At 50.1% G+C, this 22,013-nt stretch carries 22 protein-coding genes; 11 read left to right on the top strand and 11 right to left on the bottom strand.

What is annotated here, in order from left to right; genetic code table 11:
- The 8 genes from IQ260_RS03625 to IQ260_RS31815 form a co-directional block, all read left to right on the top strand.
- A partial coding sequence (locus IQ260_RS03625) for a M20/M25/M40 family metallo-hydrolase (protein WP_193990939.1) occupies nt 1-375 on the top strand: 375 nt, incomplete at its 5' end.
- 222 nt (nt 376-597) lie between these two features.
- A complete protein-coding gene (locus IQ260_RS03620; RefSeq protein WP_193990937.1) occupies nt 598-1,812 on the top strand; it encodes an ABC transporter ATP-binding protein in 1,215 nt (404 codons plus the stop codon).
- Between the two features lie 74 nt (nt 1,813-1,886).
- Nucleotides 1,887-3,200 (top strand): ABC transporter substrate-binding protein, encoded by a 1,314-nt coding sequence (locus IQ260_RS03615; RefSeq protein WP_193990935.1) that lies wholly within the window; start codon nt 1,887-1,889, stop codon nt 3,198-3,200.
- Nucleotides 3,201-3,206: 6 nt separating this feature from the next.
- A complete protein-coding gene (locus tag IQ260_RS03610; protein WP_193990933.1) occupies nt 3,207-4,064 on the top strand; it encodes an ABC transporter permease in 858 nt (285 codons plus the stop codon).
- A gap of 28 nt (nt 4,065-4,092) precedes the next feature.
- A complete protein-coding gene (locus IQ260_RS03605; RefSeq protein WP_193990931.1) occupies nt 4,093-4,893 on the top strand; it encodes an ABC transporter permease in 801 nt (266 codons plus the stop codon).
- A gap of 74 nt (nt 4,894-4,967) precedes the next feature.
- Nucleotides 4,968-6,497 carry a Ppx/GppA phosphatase family protein gene (locus tag IQ260_RS03600; RefSeq protein ID WP_193990929.1) on the top strand — a complete coding sequence of 510 codons (1,530 nt, stop codon included), beginning with the start codon at nt 4,968-4,970 and terminating at the stop codon, nt 6,495-6,497.
- A gap of 291 nt (nt 6,498-6,788) precedes the next feature.
- Nucleotides 6,789-7,025 carry a type II toxin-antitoxin system Phd/YefM family antitoxin gene (locus IQ260_RS03595; RefSeq protein WP_193990928.1) on the top strand — a complete coding sequence of 79 codons (237 nt, stop codon included), beginning with the start codon at nt 6,789-6,791 and terminating at the stop codon, nt 7,023-7,025.
- Nucleotides 7,022-7,426 (top strand): type II toxin-antitoxin system VapC family toxin, encoded by a 405-nt coding sequence (locus tag IQ260_RS31815; protein WP_228015489.1) that lies wholly within the window; start codon nt 7,022-7,024, stop codon nt 7,424-7,426. Before IQ260_RS03595 ends, IQ260_RS31815 begins: the two co-directional genes overlap by 4 nt.
- A gap of 4 nt (nt 7,427-7,430) precedes the next feature.
- On the opposite strand, the gene purU is transcribed toward IQ260_RS31815, so the two are convergent.
- The 10 genes from purU to ureE form a co-directional block, all read right to left on the bottom strand.
- Nucleotides 7,431-8,285, bottom strand: a complete 855-nt coding sequence (purU, locus tag IQ260_RS03585) for a formyltetrahydrofolate deformylase (protein WP_193990925.1) — start codon at nt 8,283-8,285, stop codon at nt 7,431-7,433.
- A 107-nt stretch (nt 8,286-8,392) separates the two neighbouring features.
- Entirely contained in the window at nt 8,393-8,824 is a 432-nt protein-coding gene (gene mscL, locus IQ260_RS03580) for a large conductance mechanosensitive channel protein MscL (RefSeq protein ID WP_193990923.1), read from the bottom strand.
- A gap of 293 nt (nt 8,825-9,117) precedes the next feature.
- Nucleotides 9,118-9,873 (bottom strand): urea ABC transporter ATP-binding subunit UrtE, encoded by a 756-nt coding sequence (gene urtE / locus IQ260_RS03575; RefSeq protein WP_228015487.1) that lies wholly within the window; start codon nt 9,871-9,873, stop codon nt 9,118-9,120.
- A gap of 63 nt (nt 9,874-9,936) precedes the next feature.
- A complete protein-coding gene (urtD, locus tag IQ260_RS03570; RefSeq protein WP_193990921.1) occupies nt 9,937-11,061 on the bottom strand; it encodes an urea ABC transporter ATP-binding protein UrtD in 1,125 nt (374 codons plus the stop codon).
- Nucleotides 11,062-11,105: 44 nt separating this feature from the next.
- Nucleotides 11,106-12,260, bottom strand: a complete 1,155-nt coding sequence (gene urtC / locus IQ260_RS03565; RefSeq protein WP_193990919.1) for an urea ABC transporter permease subunit UrtC — start codon at nt 12,258-12,260, stop codon at nt 11,106-11,108.
- Nucleotides 12,261-12,262: 2 nt separating this feature from the next.
- Nucleotides 12,263-13,429, bottom strand: coding sequence for an urea ABC transporter permease subunit UrtB (gene urtB / locus IQ260_RS03560; RefSeq protein ID WP_193990916.1), 1,167 nt, complete (start codon nt 13,427-13,429; stop codon nt 12,263-12,265).
- 107 nt (nt 13,430-13,536) lie between these two features.
- Complete coding sequence (urtA, locus tag IQ260_RS03555; RefSeq protein ID WP_193990914.1) at nt 13,537-14,850, bottom strand: urea ABC transporter substrate-binding protein; 1,314 nt, start codon at nt 14,848-14,850, stop codon at nt 13,537-13,539.
- 259 nt (nt 14,851-15,109) lie between these two features.
- Nucleotides 15,110-15,739, bottom strand: a complete 630-nt coding sequence (gene ureG, locus IQ260_RS03550; RefSeq protein ID WP_193990912.1) for an urease accessory protein UreG — start codon at nt 15,737-15,739, stop codon at nt 15,110-15,112.
- Between the two features lie 128 nt (nt 15,740-15,867).
- On the bottom strand, nt 15,868-16,548 hold the full coding sequence (locus IQ260_RS03545; protein WP_193990910.1) for an urease accessory protein UreF: 681 nt from the start codon (nt 16,546-16,548) through the stop codon (nt 15,868-15,870).
- Entirely contained in the window at nt 16,532-17,035 is a 504-nt protein-coding gene (gene ureE / locus IQ260_RS03540; RefSeq protein ID WP_193990908.1) for an urease accessory protein UreE, read from the bottom strand. Before ureE ends, IQ260_RS03545 begins: the two co-directional genes overlap by 17 nt.
- A 366-nt stretch (nt 17,036-17,401) precedes the next feature.
- On the opposite strand from ureE, the gene IQ260_RS03535 reads away from it, so the two are divergent.
- The 3 genes from IQ260_RS03535 to phnF all read left to right on the top strand — a co-directional run bounded on the left by IQ260_RS03535 (nt 17,402) and on the right by phnF (nt 20,298).
- Nucleotides 17,402-17,992 carry a helix-turn-helix transcriptional regulator gene (locus IQ260_RS03535; RefSeq protein WP_193990906.1) on the top strand — a complete coding sequence of 197 codons (591 nt, stop codon included), beginning with the start codon at nt 17,402-17,404 and terminating at the stop codon, nt 17,990-17,992.
- 119 nt (nt 17,993-18,111) lie between these two features.
- Entirely contained in the window at nt 18,112-19,362 is a 1,251-nt protein-coding gene (locus IQ260_RS03530) for a dipeptidase (protein WP_193990904.1), read from the top strand.
- A 216-nt stretch (nt 19,363-19,578) separates the two neighbouring features.
- The gene (gene phnF, locus IQ260_RS03525) at nt 19,579-20,298 is read left to right on the top strand and encodes a phosphonate metabolism transcriptional regulator PhnF (protein ID WP_228015485.1); all 720 of its coding nucleotides are present in this window, start codon (nt 19,579-19,581) and stop codon (nt 20,296-20,298) included.
- A gap of 131 nt (nt 20,299-20,429) precedes the next feature.
- On the opposite strand, the gene IQ260_RS03520 is transcribed toward phnF, so the two are convergent.
- A complete protein-coding gene (locus IQ260_RS03520) occupies nt 20,430-21,626 on the bottom strand; it encodes a GumC domain-containing protein (RefSeq protein ID WP_193990902.1) in 1,197 nt (398 codons plus the stop codon).
- Nucleotides 21,627-22,013: the final 387 nt, after the last annotated feature.

The following is a 22,013-nucleotide window of genomic DNA, read 5'->3' as shown; positions in this document are numbered from 1 at the left end:
ATCGCAGCCCAAACCCAGACTCAAATCCAAATCAAACCCCAGCTGCGCAACGAACCTGTTCCCGTCAACTCCCACATCTACAACACCATTGCCCAGGTCTGTGACCAGCTACGGCTGCCCGTCCAAGCCCTACCCAGCCGTGCCAGCCACGACGCCCAAATCATCGCCAGTATTACCGACATGGGCATGATTTTTGTTCCTAGTCAGGGCGGTATTAGTCACTCTGAAACCGAGTACACCATTCCCGACCACTGCATCCAAGGGGCAAATATTTTGCTCCACACGCTGCTTCAGTTAGACCGTCACTATGGTCACCTTGATGAAGTCAAGGGAGAGGCCGCTACAGCTGTGAAACAATCGACCATGGCTGTTTAGGCAACGAGCAGGCCGGTCATACGGTTGTCTCTAGGCCCTAAGACAGAGGTGTTGGCTCTGGTTTCTTTGAGATAGCTATCAACATGTATCGAAATGATTGTTGATAGCTATTTTTGAGATAAACTTCGAGGCAACTTGTGACAAGTCTTATGTTAGCCACCAGCAATATCAGCTGTAAACGTCTGATATCATACATCCCTCGGTCATTAGGTCACGTATCCCATGTCCTTTGAAGCTCAGACGTCCACACCCGCCGTCACATCGCCCCCAGGCCAGTCGACGGGACAAGCTTTAGCAGCTAAGGCAGCTGGGGTGGCAATGCGGTCAGTGACCAAGCGCTACGGCTCCTTCACCGCTATCGAGAATATGACCCTCGATATCCCAGCTGGTGCCTATTGTTGTCTGCTGGGGCCTAGCGGCTGTGGCAAAACAACGGCTCTCCGTATGATTGCTGGACACGAGGATGTGACCAAAGGAGACGTATACATTGGTGACCAAAATGTCACCCAGCTGCCTGCAGCCAAGCGTAATACGGCCATGATGTTTCAAAACTATGCGCTGTTTCCCCACAAGACCATCTGGCAGAACGTAGAGTTTGGCCTCAAGATGAAAAAAGTGGACAAAGCAGAGCGCTCAGAACGGGTGGGGGAGATTCTAGAGCTGGTGGGGTTAAGTCACACCGCCGAGCGTCGTCCCCATATGCTCAGTGGGGGACAGCAACAGCGCATTGCCCTAGCCAGGGCATTGGTCAATCGCCCCCAGGTGCTGATGTTAGACGAACCCCTAAGTGCCCTGGATGAAAATCTGAGGGTGAGGATGCGGGGAGAGTTAAAAAAAATCCAGCAGCAGTTTGGGTTAACGTTTATCCAGGTCACCCACCATGTAGAAGAAGCCTTTTCACTCTCCGATCAAGTCGTGGTGATGAACCACGGTCACATTGACCAAGTCGCGACGCCAACGGAGCTGTTTACAACGCCTGCCTCCCAGTTTGTTGCCAAGTTTATTGGGGACAACAATATTTTTGTGGGTAAAGTTGTAAATTCTGCAGCGGATGGAAACGGCAAAGATTTGATCGAGTTGGATGTTGACGGGGTGGGCTCGCTTTTCTGCAAGGGCGTGGCAACACAGACAGGGGCAGAGGCAGCCTGTTCTGTCCGGCCTGATTTGCTATATCTAGAACCCAATATTGAGGTCAAGCCTGAGACCAATACCGGGGCCAAGCTCCAACCTACGACTAACGCTAATCGCGTGACGGCCAGAATCACAGACATTGAGCTTACTGGCTATGTCACCCGAGTGTCGCTCATGCTAGAGGCCACCGGGCAAGCACTATTGTACAAGGTGAGAACCACAGACTGGATGGTGTCTGGGTTCCAAGAGGGGCAGCTGGTCACCCTCCGCTGGTCAATCCAGGACTGTGTTTTCTTACCTTATTAAAACAACAGACTGTGGGGGTTGTTAATCCAGCCTTCTTATTGTTTATTATCACTATTGTCTCATCAGCAAAAACAATGTCTAAGTTTACCCGTCGTCGATTGATCCAAACTGGCTTAGCTACCGGAGCTGCACTGGCAGCGGCCCGCTGTGGCAAAAGCGAGGCTCCCCTGGGTACGCCGAACAATCCGGCCCCAGGCCCCGAGGTGAACGCCAATGCCATCAAAGACGTCACCCTCCGTTTTATTGGTACCGGTGTGGCCCAGGTCAATGATATTAGGGATAAAGCCCAGGAAGATTTAGGATTCAAGCTGGACCTGCGGGCACTGAGCACCGAAGAGAATAACCAGATCGCCATCACCCAGCCCGGTCAGTATGACATTTTTGACGGTGAATACTTTAGCTTACCGCTGGTGATCCCATCCGGTAACCTGCAGCCCATTGATGTCACCCGCGTCAAAGATTTTGACAAAATTGCTTCATTTTTCACAACCGGTAAGTTTAACGGACTACCCGTTGAAGGTGCTCAGGGCACATCACCCATCAAGGTGATGTATCTGAAAGATAAGGATTCTAGCGAGTTCTCAGACACGCCCACCGACTGGGCCACGCTGATTCCCTTTCAGTACAACGCCGATACGCTGGGCTATCGTCCTGACTTGGTGGGGCGCACCATTGAAAGCTGGGCCGATCTCTTCGACCCTGCGTTTAATGGTAAAACGTCTATCTTGGATATTCCCTCCATTGGCATCATGGATGCAGCCATGGTGGTGGAGTCCGCCGGACTGATGACCTTTGGCGACAAGGGCAACATGACCAAGGAAGAGATTGACCAGATCACCGCTATTCTGATTGAACAGAAGAAAGCTGGACAGTTCCGCGCCTTTTGGAAAACCTTTGATGAGTCGGTGAACCTGATGGCGTCTGGTGAGGTTATCCTTCAGTCGATGTGGTCACCTGCTGTCACAGCGGTCAAAGCTAAGGGCATTGAATGTGTCTACGCGCCACTAAAAGAAGGCTATCGTGCCTGGGGCGGCGGTGTGGGCCTCTCTCGTAACTTGGAGGGGCCTGCCCTAGATGCGGCCTATGCCTATATTGATTGGCTTTTAGACGGTTGGGCGGGTGCCTTCCTCGGTCGCCAGGGCTATTACAGCGCTATTCCTGAGAATGCGAAGAAATTTATGTCAGCCGAAGAGTGGGATTTCTGGTACGAAGGTAAGCCTGCTGCTGTGGATATGGTAGATCCCTTTGGCACCACCTTGGAGAAAGCCGGTGCCGTGAGAGACGGCGGCTCGTTTAAAGACCGCATGGGTAATGTGGTGGTTTGGAACTCGACGATGGATGAACAGGTTTATCTGGTTCAAAAGTGGAATGAGTTTATCGCATCGTAACCAACCATGAACAGAACTTGGAAGTCCTTCCAGCCCTATCTCCTGGCTACACCTCAAACACTGATTTTTTTCATGTTTTTGGTGTTTCCCATCTTCATGATTTTTGTCGTGAGTTTTTGGGAGTTTAACGGCTATGCCATGACACCGGCTTTTTCGCTAGAAAATTACAAGGGTGTTTTTGGCTCTAGCGTGACGCTGGCGACATACTTAAATACGTTTAAGTATGTGGTCTTGGTGTGGGGCACATGCCTTGCGATCGCACTGCCTGTGGCCTACTTTCTCAGCTTTTGTATTGAAAAAGAAAGCGTCAGGATACTGTTGTTTTTGGTCTGCACGATTCCGTTTTGGACCTCAAACATTATCCGCATGATCTCCTGGATACCGGTGCTGGGGCGAGAAGGACTTCTAAATCAGCTGCTGCTCAACCTAAATTTGGTTGAGCAGCCGGTGGAATGGTTTTTATATTCCGATTTTGCCATCGTGCTGGGGATGGTGCATCTCTACAATTTCTTTATGATTGCCCCCGTCTTTAACAGCATGATGCGGATCGACCGCACATTAATTACAGCGGCCCGTGACATGGGCGCATCTGGGTTTAGCGTCTTTAAGGAGGTGATCCTGCCGCTCACCGCCCCTGGCATTGCCATCGGCTCAATTTTTGTAGTCACCCTCACCATGGGAGAATATGTCACCGTGCGGCTGATGGGCGGGGGACAGGCCGCATCTGTTGGCAAGCTGATCAGCACCCAGATTGGTAGTTTGCAATATCCGTTAGCCGCTGCCAACGCCGTCATTTTACTGTTGGTCACCCTGGTGATGGTGATTGGTATTTTACGCGTTGTTGATATTCGCAAAGAACTGTAGGCATCTTTCTCTGCACACCCTCTGCACCATGACTAAACGGCATCCCTCTTTCTATATTCTGGCAGTTTTCTTTGGCCTGTTTGTGCTGTTTTTGTACGGCCCCATGCTGGCTATTTTTACCCTGTCGCTGCAGGGGCCAGACGGAGCCCTGACGTTTCCCGTACGCAGCTTTGGTGTTTACTGGCTAGGGCAGGTATTTCAAGAGCAGCGGGTAGGCAGTTTTGTCGAATCGTTTCAGCGGTCGTTTTGGTTAGGGCTATTAGTGGTTGCGATCGCGATTGTCGTCAGCGTGATGGCAAGCATGGCCTTTCGAGAACGTTTCAAAGGCGCACGACCGCTCTTTTATCTAACGATCTCTAGCCTGGTGGTCCCCGGTGTTTTAATCTCATTGGGCATTGGCATTACCTTTCAGGTGATCGGCGTTCAAACCAACTGGTTTTCATCCGGTTTGGGGGCTCATTTAACCTGGACGGTGCCGTTTGCTTTTTTGATTATGCTAGGGGTGTTCAACCGGTTTAATCCTTTTTATGAAGAAGCCGCCCGAGACTTAGGGGCAAACGATGTCAAAACGTTTCAAGAGATCGTACTGCCGTTGATTTTACCTAGTCTGATTGGCATTGGCCTGCTGAGCTTTACCCTGTCTTACGACGAGTTTATCCGGACGTCTCTAGTGTCTGGCCAAAGCAACACGCTACCGCTGGAAATTTTTGGTATGACCACTAACGTTACCTCACCGGCTCTGTATGCGTTGGGGACGCTGACAACGTTATTCTCAGTGACGATGATCGCCGTAGGTTTTCTGTCTTTTAGGTTCCTATCCCGTCGATAGTCAAGCATTGTGACCACCGTATTAAGCAAATGACAACGGAAGACTATGATGAGTAAAACTCATCTTGGTTATTCATGAAGCTGGCTGCAATCGACATCGGTACCAACTCGATTCACATGATTATTGTGGATGTGATTGCGCAGCGAAACTTTGAAGTGATCGAGCGTGAGAAGGAGATGGTAAAGCTCGGAGTCGGGGTATTTGCCACTAATCGATTGAGCGATCGCGCTTTTAACTTGGGTGTAGAAACCATTAGTCGCTATGTGCGCCTGGCCGAACAGCGCGGCGTAGATGCGGTGATCACAGCGGCCACTAGCGCTATCCGAGAAGCGCAAAACGGCGAAGCGTTTATTAATAAAGTTATTCAACAGACCGGGATTTCTCCTAAAATCATTTCTGGCAAGGAAGAAGCCCGGCTAATTTTTTTAGCCGTTCGCAACTCGATTGCCCTAGAAGACCGCACTGCGCTGGTGATTGACATTGGCGGCGGCAGTACAGAAACTGTTGTGGGCAACCGGCAGGACGTACTGTTTGGAGATAGCCTACAGCTAGGTGTGCTCCGACTGCTGGATATGTTTGAAGATAAGGGTCCTGTTGGTGAAGAAGGCCGCAGTGTGCTAGAAGCACATATTCAGTTTGTTGCGCAGAAAACGCTAGATCAGATTCAGTCCCTAGGGTTTGACCAGGTGATTGGCACCTCTGGCACTATCCGTACCCTGGGAGAAGCGGCCCATCTCAAGGCAACTGGAGAGTCGCTCCGCTCGGTCAATGCTGAGGTAGTATCGCTCACCCATATTGCAGACCTGACTCAAGGGCTGTTGGGAAAAAAGCTAGAAAAACGGGCAAAGGTGGAGGGAATTAGCGATAAACGGGCGGATGCTATCCATCTGGGCGGGATTTTGCTAGTCAAGCTTTTAGAGATCGCAAACGCTAAGGAGATCACCCTCTGTGAGGCGTCTTTGAGAGAAGGCATGATCTTAGACTATCTGGAACGGCATTCCCATGAGGTGGAAACATTTCTACCCCAGGCAAATCTACGCTACCGTAAGGCAGCCCAGCTGGTGCAGAAATATCAGGCTGATTGGCAACAAAACTGCCACGTTGCTAATTTAGCCCTACAGCTGTTTGACCAAACTCAAGACTTACATCAATACGATACGTTCGAACGGGAGCTGTTGGAATTTGCCGCCCTGCTCCACGATGTGGGCCAATATATTTCATTCCAAAAACATCATAAAAACTCGCGATATATTATCAGTCGCGCCGATCTGCGAGGCTTTACAGACGAAGAGATTTTACTGATGGGTCATTTGGCGCGCTACCATTGCAAGGCCGCACCGACTAAGAATCATAAGAGATTTAGACGGTTATCAAAATCTCATCGCCGGATTGTACAAACTCTCTCAGGTATGTTGAGGATAGCCGTTAGTTTGGATAAAACGAAAAACCAGCGGGTAACAGGAATTAACTGCAAGATCTCAGACACATCGGTAAAGATTAGGGTAAAAAGTACCGGCAAGGTTGATCTGGAGCTTTGGGCCGCTGGGTGCGATCGCAACGTCCTAGCCACAGCCTTAAAACGTGACATTGACATTCAAGCATAGCCTTACCCCCTCACGAATTAATTTCACATTACTAACTCAGGTAATAAATTTTGGGCGTTGCTGATCCCCGGGATGATTTCATCTGAAGAGTGCTGATCAATTGCATCATTACCAGATTGGCCTATCCCCTAAATCAGCAACGGCAAATTTTGCATGTCTAGAGCTTATCGTAAGGAACAAGACCTGACGAGTAATCAATCAGAATCCTTCAATCCAAGATGATGGCTGTCAGGATACTAGTTAACACTTCAAAGAAGTATAAAATTGTAATTTTGCAGGATAAAGTTTGCCATGGTTCATATAACAGTTGACGATATCCAACGCGATCCGCTCAAGTATTTGCGCCAGGTGGAGGCGGGTGAAACGGTTGTTATTGTTCATCTCGATCAACCAATTGCTGAACTTAGACCTGTCGATAACAGTCAGCAGTTGAGGCCATTTGGTCTATGTACAGGGGAGTTTACTGTTCCAGATGATTTTGATGCGCCGCTACCAGAGGACTTACTGAATTCATTTGAGGGCAAATGAGAATTCTATTAGATACGCATATCTTCTTGTGGTTTATCAGTGGCGATACTCGGTTATCAAACGACATTCGGGATGCAATTCGCAATCCAGCTAATGAAGTCTATCTCAGTGCAGTTTCAATCTGGGAGGCGATTGTCAAGTATCAATTAGGTAAATTACCTCTGCCAGAACATCCTGGAATATATTTACCGAAACAGCGCACCTTACATCAGATTAGTAGCCTTGCTCTTGATGAAAATAGCGTGGTCCAGTTGAGCATCTACCACCGTTACACCGTGATCCGTTTGATAGGATGCTTATCTGCCAAGCATTACAGAAGAGTTTACTGCTTGCGACAGCAGACAAAGCAATTCGTGCATACTCAGTCAATGTCATTTAGCAAAATATCCCAATATTATTAATGTTTTAAGCAAACACCACCGTACGGTTACCGTATACCAAAACCCGATTTTGCAAATGTAGCCGCACAGCACGGGCCAAGACCACCCGCTCAAGATCCTTACCCTTACGAATTAAATCACTCACCTGGTCGCGATGGCTCACCCGGACCACATCCTGCTCAATAATTGGTCCCGCATCCAAGTCTGACGTCACATAGTGTCCCGTCGCTCCAATAATTTTTACCCCCCGTTCATAGGCACGATGGTAAGGATTAGCCCCCACGAACGCAGGCAAAAACGAGTGATGAATGTTAATCACCTGAGGAAACTGACTGAGAAAGTCAGGGCTGAGAATTTGCATATATTTCGCTAGCACCACCACATCAATGGCGTGTTCTTTGAGCAATGCCAGCTGTTTGGCTTCTTGCTCAGATTTAGTCGCCTTTGTTATCGGAATATGGTGAAAGGCAATATTAAACTGCTCAGCAATGGGCTGGAGTGTCTCATGATTGCTCACAATCAGCGGAATCTCTGCAGCTAGTTCACCCGCCTGGTGTCGCCAGAGTAAATCCAGCAAACAGTGATTCTGTTTGCTTACCCACAGTGCCATGCGGGGTACCACATCGGAGAAGTGCAGCTGCCATGTCGCCCCCAAGGGTTTGGCAATCGAGTCAAAGGCAGGACCAATCAGCTCCCGCGTTAAATTAAACCCCGCCAGCTGCCATTCGATTCGGGACAAAAATAGCTCCGACGGCTCATCTCGATGCTGGTCAGCATGAACCACATTGCCTCCATTGGCATAGATAAAATTGGCAATTTTAGCCACCAGCCCCTGCTGGTCAGGGCAAGAAATTAAAAGTGTTGCAGTGGGTGAAGTCACAGGTCACATTAAAAACAGCAAGCCAGGCCATTATCCCAGCTTGCTGCTTAAGCATATTGATTTAGCAAATACCGTAGACGCATACCGTAGAGGACGAATGCAAACGATTACATGCGCTGCTCTAGAAAACCGGTCAGACGCCCTAAGGTATCGTTGAGCTTTTCATCAGTTGTGGGTTCTGTAGGAGCAGCATCTACCTCTTCAGTCCGCTTCATCCGCTCAAATGTGCGGATGAGTATGAACAGGATAAAGGCAATAACTACAAAATTGATCACGGTCGATAAAAAGAGACCGTACTTGATACCGTTGGCAGATAAAGCGGCAATATCCTCAACGTTAGCTGCCTTAAGCGCAGGATTGAGCAACAGAGGCGTAATGATATCCTCAATAAATGAGGTAATAACAGCACCAAAAGCGCCACCAATAACAACGGCTACCGCTAAGTCAACAACATTGCCACGCAGTAAAAATTCACGAAAATCATTCATGAATCCCCCGGCAGAATTCACAGCATTGGAACGAGCCTGTCTACTTACCATACCTATAACTTTCCTTACACTCGAGGTGTCCTGTGTGTGTCTCACGGTGAAAACCAATATTTTTTGGCCACAAAGTGAGTTCAAAAAATATATCAGTGTTTTCTGGGAAAAGCCAGTTACACAGAGCACAAGATATCTAAATGTTTCACAATGTATCGAAAAGGCGGGTAAATCAAAAAATATCCTTAAAAATCAAGGTTTTTACGCTTTTTTTATGAGTCTTTTAGTTAAAAAAGCGTCCATAGGCCAAGACAGAAATTCGCCTAGCATGGGTGCCCTGATAAGCCACACCTCTAAACCGCTAAAAACTCTTGAATGACATCATTACTGAGCTGCTCGGTGGCGCCTGAGGCGACGATGCCCCCTTTTTGCATGGCATAGTAATAGTCAGCTTGACGGACAAAGTGCAGATGCTGCTCCACCAGCAATACGGAAATACCCGTGGTTTCAATAATGCGTCGAACGGCGTTTTCAATGTCGAGAATAATGGAGGGTTGAATCCCTTCAGTGGGTTCATCCAGCAGCAACAGCTGAGGTTGCCCCATTAGGGCACGGGCAATGGACAACTGCTGTTGTTGCCCACCGCTGAGATCGCCTCCCATGCGAGACAGCATCGTTTTGAGGACAGGGAACAACTCAAAGATTAGCTCAGGAATTTCTTTTTTTGCCTTGGGTGCACGATTTCCCAGCGCTTCTAAGCCAATGAGAAGATTCTCTTTAACGCTGAGTCTGGGGATAATTTCTCGTCCCTGAGGAACATAGCCAATCCCGGCTCGGGCTCTACGGTCGGCGGTGAGGGCATTGATCGGCTGGCCATCGTAGTTAATCACACCGCTACGCGACGACAACAGCCCGATAATATTTTTGAGCAGGGTGGTTTTACCCACACCATTACGACCAATCAAACACACCATTTGGCCTTTGGGGACAGTGAGATCGACATCTCGTAAAATGTGGCTCTCACCATAATAAAAGTTGAGCCCTGAAATCTTGAGCATAGGGGCTGTGGCAGGAACCGGCTGGGTGGGCTGAGCAGCAGTCGTTGTCATGGTAAGGGGGTTGCTAAGGGCGCAGATCTATTGAAATTTGAGGTTGATAGGTGAAAGGTTTGGCTACCCTCCATGGCTAATTTGGGTAGCGGCTTCCAAGCGGCTTACCGTCTCTGGCGGTAAATCTAGAAGGGTTAGCAGTTTATGATAGGCAGACGCTTCAGCTGGGTTGATCTGATTTTCGCCAATTACCTCATAGCTAAGCATTAGGGCCTGTTCCCGCTGGGCTGGGGTTTGCAGCTGAGGAACCAGCTCTTCTAACGGAATTTTCTTGGCAAGTAAGTCCTTCAATTCTGTTTTTAGGGCGGCTCGATCCTCGGTGGCCGGAGCAAACTGATGACTGAGACGCTCCAGGATCAGCTCCTGCTCAGCTGCTTCAAAGTCACCATCAGCCCAGGCCATGGTAGCGGCAATCCGCAGCAACAGCATCTGTTCTGGCGTGACTGAGGTTTCGGTGCCCAGGTACACTTCAATTACACGGGGATCGTTTTGGACTTGATCCATGGTGCCCTCACAGAGGACAGAGCCCTCGTGGAGCACAGTCACCTGGCGAGCGATTTGGCGGACAAATTCCATATCGTGCTCGATGACGATGACGGAATGACTTTCAGCTAAAGCAATCAGCAACTCACCCGTGCGTTCGGTTTCTTCATCGGTAAGACCGGCAACCGGTTCATCAACCAGGAGTAAATCGGGAGACTGGGCCACTAGCATGCCGATCTCCAACCACTGTTTTTCGCCATGGGAGAGGAGGGCAGCAGCTTTGTCGGCCTTGTGGTCTAGACCAATGGTTTCTAGCAGTCCGCCGACGGTACGACGCTCGGCTTTGGGTGTGGGTTTGAGCAGGGTGGCCAGTACGTTTTTGTTTTGGTTACAGCACAGCTCTAAATTTTCGCGCGGCGTCAGATTGAGGTATATGCGCGGGGTTTGAAACTTGCGCCCGATACCCAGACGGGCAATGTCGTGTTCAGCTCGACCGCTGAGTTTTTTGCCTTTGAATTTTACTTTGCCTTGGGTGGGCTGGACCTTGCCGGTAATTACATCTAGGAAGGTGGTTTTGCCTGCACCGTTGGGACCGATGATCACCCGCAGCTCACCCTCGTTCATGGAGAAGGTAAGGTTGTTGAGGGCCTTGAAGCCATCAAAGCTGACGGTGAGGTCGTCGATTTCGAGGATTTTGGTTGCCATTGCAGGAAGACGTTGGATGGGAGTGCGCTGGGCGTGTCGGTGGTCTATTTGCCGGCTAGTTCGCGCTGTTCGCGTTGGGTGTCGGGGTCTAGCTCAATGTCAGGGTAGGTGGTGAGCTGGGGTTGGAGACCGAGTAGGTCACGAATCTGTCGGACGGCGTCGTCTCTAAGCCAGCCGACAATCCCCTTGGGGAGCACGGTGACGACTAGCAAAAAGAGCGCGCCTTGGAAAAATAGCCAGACTTCAGGAAATTGCTCACTGAGTAGGGCCTGGGCCCAGTTCACCACGAGAGCACCGAGGACGGCACCCCCCAGGGTGGCGCGACCGCCAACGGCTACCCAAATCACCATTTCAATGGAGAAGGCAACGCTCATATATTGCGGGGTGATGCCGCTGGACTGGACGGTGTAAAGGGCACCCGCTGCACCCGCAATACCGCCAGCGACGGCAAAGACCAGCACTTTGAACATGGCAGGGTTATAGCCAGAGAACCGGAGCCGGTTTTCGTCATCGCGAATGGCGATCAGTAACCGGCCAAAGCGGCCGCGGGTGAGCCAGCGACAGAGGCCATAGGTGAGGGCCAGGACGAGAACGGTGGCGATATAGAAGGCAAACTGCATGCGATCGCTACCCACCTGCTGCCCAAATAGCATGGTTGTATCGGTGGTGAGACCATTGGTACCGTTAATCAACTTTTGCTGGCCGTTAAAAAAGTTGAAAAAGACCACCAGCATCGCCTGGGTCAAAATTGAGAAATAAACGCCTCGAATTCGGTTACGAAACACCAGATAGCCCAGCAATCCCGCCACAATGCCAGGGAGCACCACAATGGCAATCAAAGTCACCGGTAACGAGTAAAACGGCTGCCAAAACCACGGCAGCTCTGAAACACCATACAGACCAAAGAATTCAGGAATGCCATCCCCCGCCACATTGAGCTGCAGATGCATGGCAAAGGCATAGCCCCCCAGGGCAAAGAAAATGCCCTGACCCAGACTCAGCAAACCGGTATAGCCCCAGATCAAATCGACTCCCAGGGCAACAATAGCCAGGGCCAAAAATCGCCCCAACAGCCCCAGGCGAAAACCGCTCAGTAGTAAGGGCGCAATAAAAATAAGAAATAACGTCAGACCAATGACAATGGCTGCTTCAAGGGTGCGTTTACGTTGTTTGCTGCCCACGGATTTTGTCTCTATCATCGTTATGCCTCCACCGAACGGCCTTTTTGAGGAAACAAGCCAGCGGGCTTCACCTGCAAGAAGGCAATAATCAGCGCAAATACCAGCACCTTAGCCATACTGGTGGTGGCAAAAAAGGTGGCCGTATCAATCAGAGGCTGCAGAGCTTCGCTAGAGGGCAGCATCAGCACCAGGGTACCGGACCCTAAGATGTAAGAAACGATGCCGATGAGCAAGGCTGCAACAATACTGCCCACCAGCTTGCCAACACCGCCTACGACTACAACCATAAAAGCATCCACGATATAGTTGCTCCCCAGATTAGGACCCACCGAGCCCAGCAGGGTCACCGCACAGCCTGCAATCCCAGCTAACCCGGAGCCCAGGGCAAATGTAAGCGCATCGACACGTTTAGTTGGAATCCCTAAGCAGGCACTCATATCGCGATTTTGAGTAACCGAACGAATCCGCAGACCCCAAGCAGACTTGTTCAAGAACCAGAACGTCCCCACCAAACAAATAATGGTCAGCACGATGATAAAGATCCGCGCTGCTGGAAAGGAAAGGGTATCTGTCACGCGAATGCTGTCCTGCAACCATCCAGGCGCAGTCACGTCCACATTACGGGCGCTAAACCAGGGTTTTGCCAGGGCATCATTCCCATTCAAGGAGCGCCCCAGGGTCACCCCAATACCAGCGGATAGCACTAAAACAACAAAGTTAGCCAGCTTCTGACGCGGTCCTAAATTAGCAAACTTGTTGAGGGCTGCCCGGCCGCCAAAGAGCAACAGACACACCGCCAAAATACCAACGATCATGGCCCAACTAACGCTGCGGACAAACTGCTGCAGGATTAGGCTCACTCCCCAAGTGGCCAGCAATGTTTCTAAGGGACGTCCGTAAAGCAGTCGGATAACACTCCGTTCCAGCGCCAACCCGACCAAAGCAGCCACTAGAAAAGATAATGGCAGGGCTGCAAAAATATAAAAGTCTTGGGCGCCATCACCCAAAGACTTGAAGCCATTTTGGACCACATAGGTTGTGTAGGCCCCTAGCATCATCAGTTCTCCATGGGCCAGGTTAATTACCCCCATGAGACCAAAAACAATAGCCAGACCTAGGGCCACAATCAGAAGTACTGCACCAATGCTGATGCCGTTAAATATGCCGTTGATTAAACCGTCGAGCACGACAATTACCTGTGAAATACCTGTGAGAAAGACTTAGCTGAATCAAAAAAGGGAAGAGTCTCTTTTACAAGCGACCCTCCCCCCACTAGCTAAACGACAAGAGCTACTTAAGCTTCCTTGTACTTACCGCCCTTTTCAGGGTCAGACCAGTCGCAGGCATAGCCCTTAGTATCTTCAACGTACTGGTTCCAAGGAATAGGAGTCACTGGGCCATCAGTTTCAGAAACGATGTCAAACAGGCCATCTTCGCGAATTTCACCGATGCGAACAGTCTTGGAAATGTGGTGGTTGGGGTTCATGGTCACTGTACCACCGGGCGCATCAAAGGTTTGGCCGTAGGCAGCTTCGCGGACAGCGGCGATATCAGTGGAGCCTGCTTGCTCAACCGCTTGCTTCCATAGGTACACCATGATGTAAGCGGCTTCCATGGGATCGTTAGTGACCCGATCGTCGCCATACTCAGCCTTAAAGTCAGACACCCACTTTTCGTTCTCAGGGCTTTCAACGGTTTGGAAGTAGTTCCAAGCCGCATAGTGACCAGTGAGAAAGTCAGGACCAATGGTGCGAACTTCTTCTTCAGCGATACTCACGGACATGACTGGGTACTGATCAGGACCCATGCCAGCACCCTTGAGCTGCTTAAAGAAGGCGACGTTGCTGTCGCCGTTGAGGCTGTTAAAGATCACACCGCCGTCGGGGAGGGCCGCTTTGATCTTGGTAATGATAGGGGTAACCTCAGTGTTGCCCAGGGGCAGATAGTCTTCACCTACAGTGTTACCGCCGTTGGCCTTGAGCTGCTCTTTGATAATGTTGTTGGCAGTCCGGGGGAATACATAGTCAGAACCGACCAGGAAGAAGTCTGTACCCTTGTTCTCCAGCAGCCAGTCTACAGCAGGCTCAATCTGCTGGTTCGGGGCTGCACCTGTGTAGAAAATATTCTTGGAGCACTCCTGACCTTCGTACTGTACGGGGTACCACAGCATGTGGTCCTTGGCTTCGAATACGGGCAGTACTTTCTTACGGCTAGCAGAGGTCCAACAGCCAAAGACTACGGTGACCTGGTCTTGGTCGATCAGCTTTTCAGCTTTCTCAGCAAAGGTATCCCAGTCGGAAGCGCCGTCTTCCTTGACGATTTCGATTTGCTTACCGAGAACACCGCCAGCATCGTTGATTTCCTTGATTGCCAGCTCTTCAGCGTCAACCACAGTGGTTTCACTAATGGCCATGGTGCCACTCAGCGAGTGAAGAATGCCCACTTTGATTGTATCGCCATCGCCTGCTGCGGCTGTTGTAGCTTCGCCGTCAGCGGGTGCGGTGTCAGCAGCGGGCTCTGAGCCACCACCGCAGGCCTTCAGCAAAATGCTGGTACCCACGGCAGTAGAGCCGTACACCAAAAATTTACGTCTATTAATCCTCGTCATTGGGCGTTCCTTTCTAACGACTCACACACCTATGGCATCAAATATCGGCCACCATGGCATTGGTTACCACAGCTACCGTAGATACACTTATTTGCACCGTGATGGTAAGTCTTGCGGCAGGCAACAATTGTAGTGTTTGATACTTTTTAGATTTCTACAGATTTATTTGGTTTTGATCCCCAGCATTCGCCACGGCTGGTTATTAGACCTGCCAGCATGATGGGATACTCGGTCCTAGGGGTTCAGGCTTAACGAGATCCTAAACAGAATGAGGTAGAGGCAGCCGTCCTTGCACTTGAATAAATTGCTGAATCGTTTCTAAGCCCTGCGGTGCTTTAAGGTTTGTAAATACAAAGGGTTTGTTTCCCCGCATGGTTTTGGCATCGTGATCCATCACACTGAGATCAGCGCCCACCATGGGGGCCAGGTCAATCTTATTGATGACGAGCAAATCAGATTTGGTAATGCCGGGACCTCCCTTGCGAGGAATTTTGTCACCAGCCGCAACATCAATCACATAGAGAGTGAGATCTACTAGCTCCGGGCTAAAGGTAGCGGCCAGGTTGTCACCGCCGCTTTCAACAAAGATAAGGGTGAGGTCGCTAAACCGGGCCTCTAAATCTTCAATGGCCACCAGATTTAATGATGCATCTTCGCGAATAGCTGTGTGTGGGCAGCCACCGGTTTCTACGCCAACAATCCGGCGGTGGTCAAGCAGGGCCTGACTGCGCACAAGAAACTGAGCGTCTTCTTGGGTATAGATATCGTTGGTGACCACGGCGATGGAATAGGTGTCGCGCATGGATTTACAGAGGGCATCAACAAGGGCGGTTTTGCCAGAGCCGACAGGACCGGCGACGCCGACGCGGTAGGGGGAAGAAGGAGGCATGGGAAATAAATGAAGAGATCACGGATTTTTTTGGGTAGAGGCATTCCATGGAATGCCTCTACCCAAAAAAACGTTAAAACCTATTGTTGACAAACCTAAAATTCGTCCTCAAAAGTTTAAATTTTGCGTTAGCTGCGGAAAAGGCGGGTGTAGAGGGTTTCGTGGTGCATGCTTGCGATCGCACCTCCCCAACCACTCACATAGAGTTGATCATCCCCCAGCGCCACTATCCGCTCCGCCGCCGTAGTCAGCTCAGGGATCAGCTGTAGGAGACAGCTTTGGCCCTCGGTCTGCCCCAGGGGCACCAGCTTGACCGCCGCTCCGATCAGGTTGGCCGCCCAGCTTTGTAAATAGCCCAGGGCCATGGTGTCAGCATCGATCTGCCAGTGGGCGGCAATGATGCCAAAGGCAACGGCAAAGTTGCAGGGGGTGCCACAGGCGGCAAATGTGGGCTGGAGTTCGGGGTAGAGGTTTTGTCCCAGACGCACCAGGGCGCGGCCCATTTGCCAGCTTTGCTGGCGCAGCTCGGCGGTGTCGCGGCTGGCGGTGAGCCATTGATTCCAATGGCGAAGCTGGTCAGGCGCTTGGTGATTTTGATGGGCGCGGGCTGCGATCGCAACATCTAACTGCACACTGCCGTAGCGCAGTTCCTGCACCAGCCAGCTGTGGAGAGCAGCACCATCAGCTAAATATCCCTGTTCCACCAGAGTTTCTAACCCTTCTGAATAGCTAAAGGCTCCCACTGGCAGCGCCGGGCTGGTCAACTGCAGCAGCTTGAGCAGGGCCGGCTGATCAATGGTGATGACCATAGGCCCCCGACTCCGGCTGAAACGGCATCGTTTCGGCAATCACTGTCATTCCCAGCTGGTGCAGCATTGACTCCAGCACTGAGTCTGGCACTAGGCGCAAGTAGTCGGCACCCACCTCCAGCGCCACATGGCGATTGCCCAAATGATACGCCGCCCGCAGCAGCAAAGATGACTCAGCACCTGCCTGAGCCCGTACCGTCAACACGGGCTCAGGCTTCGCCACAATTCTTAGTACCTGCTGATGGTCATCTCCCCTCAGACAGTCTCCATGACGCAATACCGTTCCCCGAGGGAGTTCTAGATAGATTTCGTCCTGGGTATCAGGTTGGCCAGCTCTAGTACTTAAGTCGAGAACTGCCTCCCCCCTGTCCGTAATTTCACTCGAGATCATGTAGCGATATCGAGAGCGGGTACGCTCATCTGCCGTTAGCTCTAGCGTCAATGTCGGCTCAGATGTTGGCGATCCTTTTTGAGTAAAAACGTACACCGAGATTCTTTACAAGTGTTGCCCCTACAGCATGCCACATGCTTGCCTTGATCAAAAATCACACATATTCCCAATCACGCAAAAATCGTGCTGTCAGGGAATTGCCTAGCACATTTGTCAGCAAATATAGGCAAATATAACCTATGCCACTGGCCAAACCGTCACAAGTTCGTACGGATTTTTGAAATAGGAGGTGAGGTAACTATCATCAGGGTCATCCGTATTTTCCACTAATTCAACTACGCACAATTACGTATTTTATACGAATACTACAGACGCCACTAGAACAGTCAACGAAATTTCAGATTTTTATTTGCCAATTACGTCCCGTTTGTTATGGCTTTCCAGATTCAAACTGTTCCCCCAATGACTGCCTCCCAACCTGCAGACTCAGATGACTCTTGTGATATGCAGGCTACACTACTACTCGCGGCCATTGAAAGCTTCACTGTTGGTCTCGTTATTGTTGCCCAAGATGGCACTATTTTACATAAGAATAAACATGCTCAAGTTTTACTTGAGGACATGCCCTGCCCGTCGTCCACCGCTATCCCGAAGGATCTCTGGTACTGTTGCCAAAGTCTGATGGAACACCAGGAAGAACAAACTGATCTCTTGCCCGAGGACTGTACCATTATTTTAGAAGATGAGATTCCTACGGAGCATGGCCCCATCCACATGCGAGCCCAGTGGTTTGACTGGGATAACAGTGTTTATCAGTCTAATGATTGCTTTTTAATTACCTTAGAAGATCGTCAACAGTCTCTCACTGTGATTGCCAACCAAGAAGCCCAGCGCTATGGTCTTACCAATCGTGAAACAGATGTGTGGTGTCTAAAACGCATGGGCCACAGTTATAAAGAAATCGCCGGTAGACTGTTTATTTCTGAGAATACGGTCAAAAAGCACTTGAAGAACATTTACTCAAAAAAAGAACAGTCCACTTGGTCAGTTTAATGTTTGCGACTGGTGCAGAAAGAGACTAACAACAGCCTGCTGATGGACTTTTGATGCGCAGTCTCCGCTATGATTGCGATAGTCTCTAGCCACCTACCTTTCTTCAGGTGATCGTTGTCATGGATGCTCATTTTCTTAAGCGCATAGGCTGCTTTGCCGTTGGGATAGTCGTCACGTTGGGGTGGACGTTCGCCCCAACGGTGACGTTGGCTAGCGATCGCACTGCGATTATCCATCAGGCCGTATTGACGATCGATAGCCATATCGATTGGCCCATTCGCCAGTCTGTCAATCCAGACTTTGATCCAGGTGTGGGCCATCCGACCGGGGCACCTGGCAGCGGCCAGTGGGATTTGGTGCGCATGACCGCAGGGGGCCTAGATGGAGCATTTATCTCTATTTTTACGCCCCAGCGGCAGCTTACAGATGAGGGCTATGCCCAAGCCCAAAGCTTGGCCCGTCAGATGATTGAGCGCACTGAGCAGCTCGTGGCTGAGCATGGGGATCGAGCTGCGATCGCACTTACCCCAGCCGATGCCTATCGACTAGAACGAGACGGCAAACGGGCCATTTTTCTAGGCATGGAAAATGGGTATCCGTTGGCAACGGATATTGAGACAGTACAGGCTTTTTATGACCAGGGAATTCGCTACATTACCTTAACCCATAGTAAAAACAATCAGCTGGGGGATTCCTCTACCGACGAACAGCAAGTTTGGCAGGGCTTGAGTCCCTTTGGCGAAGCGGTGGTTCACGAAATGAATCGTTTGGGGATGCTGGTGGATATTTCCCACGTCCATGACGATACGTTTTGGGATGTCATCCGTCTCTCTAAAGCACCGATTATTGCCTCCCATTCCAGTGCTCGAGCGCTGCGAGATAGTCCACGCAATATGGATGACGACATGTTGCGGGCGATGAAGGAGAATGGCGGTGTCGTACAGCTATGTTTGTTGGGAGATTATATTAAAGAAATTGCCCAGGATCCAGCGAGAGAGGCGGCTTTAGCTGAGCTGGCTGAGGAACAGGCCGCATGGCTGCGTGGCGATCTTAGCGATGCAGAAGTCGCTGAGTTGTTGACGCAGTATCGAGCAATCAACAGCCAATATCCTGAAATTAAACCAACGTTGGCCGATGCTATGGATCATCTAGATCACATGGTAGCGATCATGGGAATTGACCATGTGGGGATTGGATCTGACTTTGATGGCGGCGGCGGGTTAACTAACATCGAAGATGTCTCTCAAATGCCGAATATTACACAGGAGCTATTGGCTCGGGGCTATACACCCGACGATATTCGGAAAATCTGGGGCGGCAATCTGATGCGGGTATTTAATGACGCCATTGAAGTGGCTCAACAGATGTAGTTAGCCTGTCTGAAAACGATGTTTATTTTATAGAACAGCATCGGTCAGCCATGGCTGCTTGACTATCCCCATACAGATTTCTAAACAGATATTTGATAAGCTCGTTAGACTTTAGGATACCGGTAAGAGTAATGGAGCTGAGTCAACAGGCGATAACAGGATTACCTTAGTTAAGTTAAGACCGGGTTAAGTAAAAAAAGAATAACAGCAAGAGAAATGATGCGCCAGGACGCCTTACCCCTCTATTTACAAATTGCCGATGAACTACGGCGTAATATTGAAAAATCAGTGTTTAACGTAGGCGATCAGCTGCCAACAGAACTGGAGCTGAGTAAACGGTTTGGAGTGCATCGCCACACTTTGCGACGAGCCGTCGATGTACTCCGGCAGGAAGGCATTGTCGATGTGGAACGGGGGCGCGGTACTTTTGTCGTCGCCCCCATTGCCCTGCCTATCGGTAAGCGTGTTCGCTTTAATGCGGCCCTCAAGGCCCAGTCCATGATACCTAGCTGCCAGGTGCTGCGCATCGTGAAGCTCAATGCTGATCCTAAGCTGGCCCAACAGTTGGACATTGAGCTAGGCGCATCCGTGATTCTTTTTGAGCGGCTTTATTGGGTGGATGAACTGCCCATCAATATCAGCAGCAGCTACTTCCCTAATCAGCGATTTCCAGCCCTGGCAACCCACTGTGAAGCCTATGGCTCCATTTCTCAGATGCTGCTCAAGGAATATAACTGCGACCACCTATGCCGATCGACACGAGTGTCAGCTCGAGTGGCTCGCCCCCAGGATGCGCGACGTCTGAAGATGCCTGCCAATAGCCCGATCTTGCTGTCGGAATCGATCCATGTGGATCAAACTGGTACGGTGATTGAATATGGTGTTACCCGCTTTCGAGGGGATCGGATGGAGCTGGTGATGGAACAGGATACCTGACACTGCGGCTCAATACTGTCCCCGATCAACCCGGTTTCGACTGCGCTCAACCTTCTAGCTTTGAGCGTTGAGCGCAGTCGAAACTCGCTCCATGGGTATTTCATTTTCGAGATATCAGCAACGGCTTTTTTCTACGTCAGGTTCTTTTTAATTTCCTGACGTTTAGCAATGTACTGCTGCAAAATTTTATTCTGACCTTCCAGCTGCTGCTGCATCACCGCGTACTGTTTTAACAAAACTGCTAATTCTGTACGCCGTTGGGTCAGTTGTTCTTCCATTTGAGCCAGGGTATTTTGCTCAACAACTAACATTTGACGCAGGTGAGACAAATCCATCAGTTCCTGCAGCAATGTCTGATAGCTGTCTTCTTGCCACAGCGGATCGGGGGACTCTACGCTAGCTGCAGAAATATACTTGACTAAGACAGTTTGGGCAATCTGACGCAGCTGTTCAGCACCTTGGGCATACTCGCTGTAAAGCCCCTCAAGCTGGCTATTGTCTAGATCAGGATTGCTGTATTCAACAGCAAGATTACGTTCTAGTGCCTGTAGCTGCTGGAGAGAGGCCTGATAGGTGGTATCTGTTTTAAGCAGGTTGGCAATGTAATGGGCTTCATCGGGCTGTAGCGCCAGGGCCGAGGTGAGACTGGTAAACTGCTGGGTTAATTGTTGCGATCGCACCTCCAATTCTGCCTGTCTGCGAACCACATCGCTACTGCGATAGGACAGAACTGACCGGTGAGTTTGTAAATTTTGAGCCGTATGCTGCGTCTGAAACTGCTGCATTTCGGCCCTCAACGTCCGTACTTGTTCCTGAATTTCAGGCAGCCGTTGCTCAATAAACGCCAAGCCTTTGCAATCACTGTCCTTACAGTTACTGTCAGTCCCGTCACTGTTAGTTCCATCAGCCACTGAACTCTTGTTAGTCCCATCAGCTACCAGGCTGAATGATGCGCTAGTTTGTGGACCGGCAATGGGTGGAGTTAATACCTGATCAGCGCTATCAGACCGCTCTAAACTAATGGTATTTTCAGAAACAGAAACACCTGTGTTAGGCGAGTGCCAAAAACCTGTTTCAGTATGCTGCATAAGGGCACCAGCGGAACATACCACCGTTGCACCAAAGGCAAGTGCAGTATGATATCGCGAGAACGCAGAGGAGGAGCCTGAGACAGATAGGTCCTGTGCCCAATAAGCAGAGTTAGAGCTACCGTTATGGGTATCTTTTTTATTCTCTTGGCATTGATTATTTGGATAGTCTACCAAACAATCAATCATCAGGTCCTGCAGGGGTTGAGTCGACTTAGCAGGGTTGCAAAGAGAGGTCATAAAGCGAGTAGAGATACAGCTTGGCTCGTTCTAAGTAAAATCTATAAAATCTACAGAGTCCTCAAGGAAGTATCCGGAATAGGCACGGGTCATCGAAATTCTAGCCAAGGCCACCCTAGTCTGCTAATCAAAGAGCGTTTTCCTCAGGTATCCAGTTTGAATTCTGGCCTACTCCGTCGCTTTAAACGTGAAGTATCGCTATTTCCATGGGAGACTAGGAAGCCCCAGACAACGGTTCTGGACGTTGCTACTCCTCGATATGGCCTGCAAAATAGTGGGTAGTAGCACATTTCACAGATCGGTCCATCCCTTAACTAAACAATAGCTATTTCTGGGTTTATAGTGAAAGAGGTATGATGATCTATTAATGTTCCCGTTATCTACTTC

It is taken from the genome of Leptolyngbya cf. ectocarpi LEGE 11479, from assembly GCF_015207065.1.
Taxonomy (GTDB): Bacteria; Cyanobacteriota; Cyanobacteriia; order Phormidesmidales; family Phormidesmidaceae; genus Leptothoe; species Leptothoe ectocarpi.
Note: the sequence above shows the minus strand (reverse complement) of the source record. Positions and strands in the feature narration are given on the sequence as shown.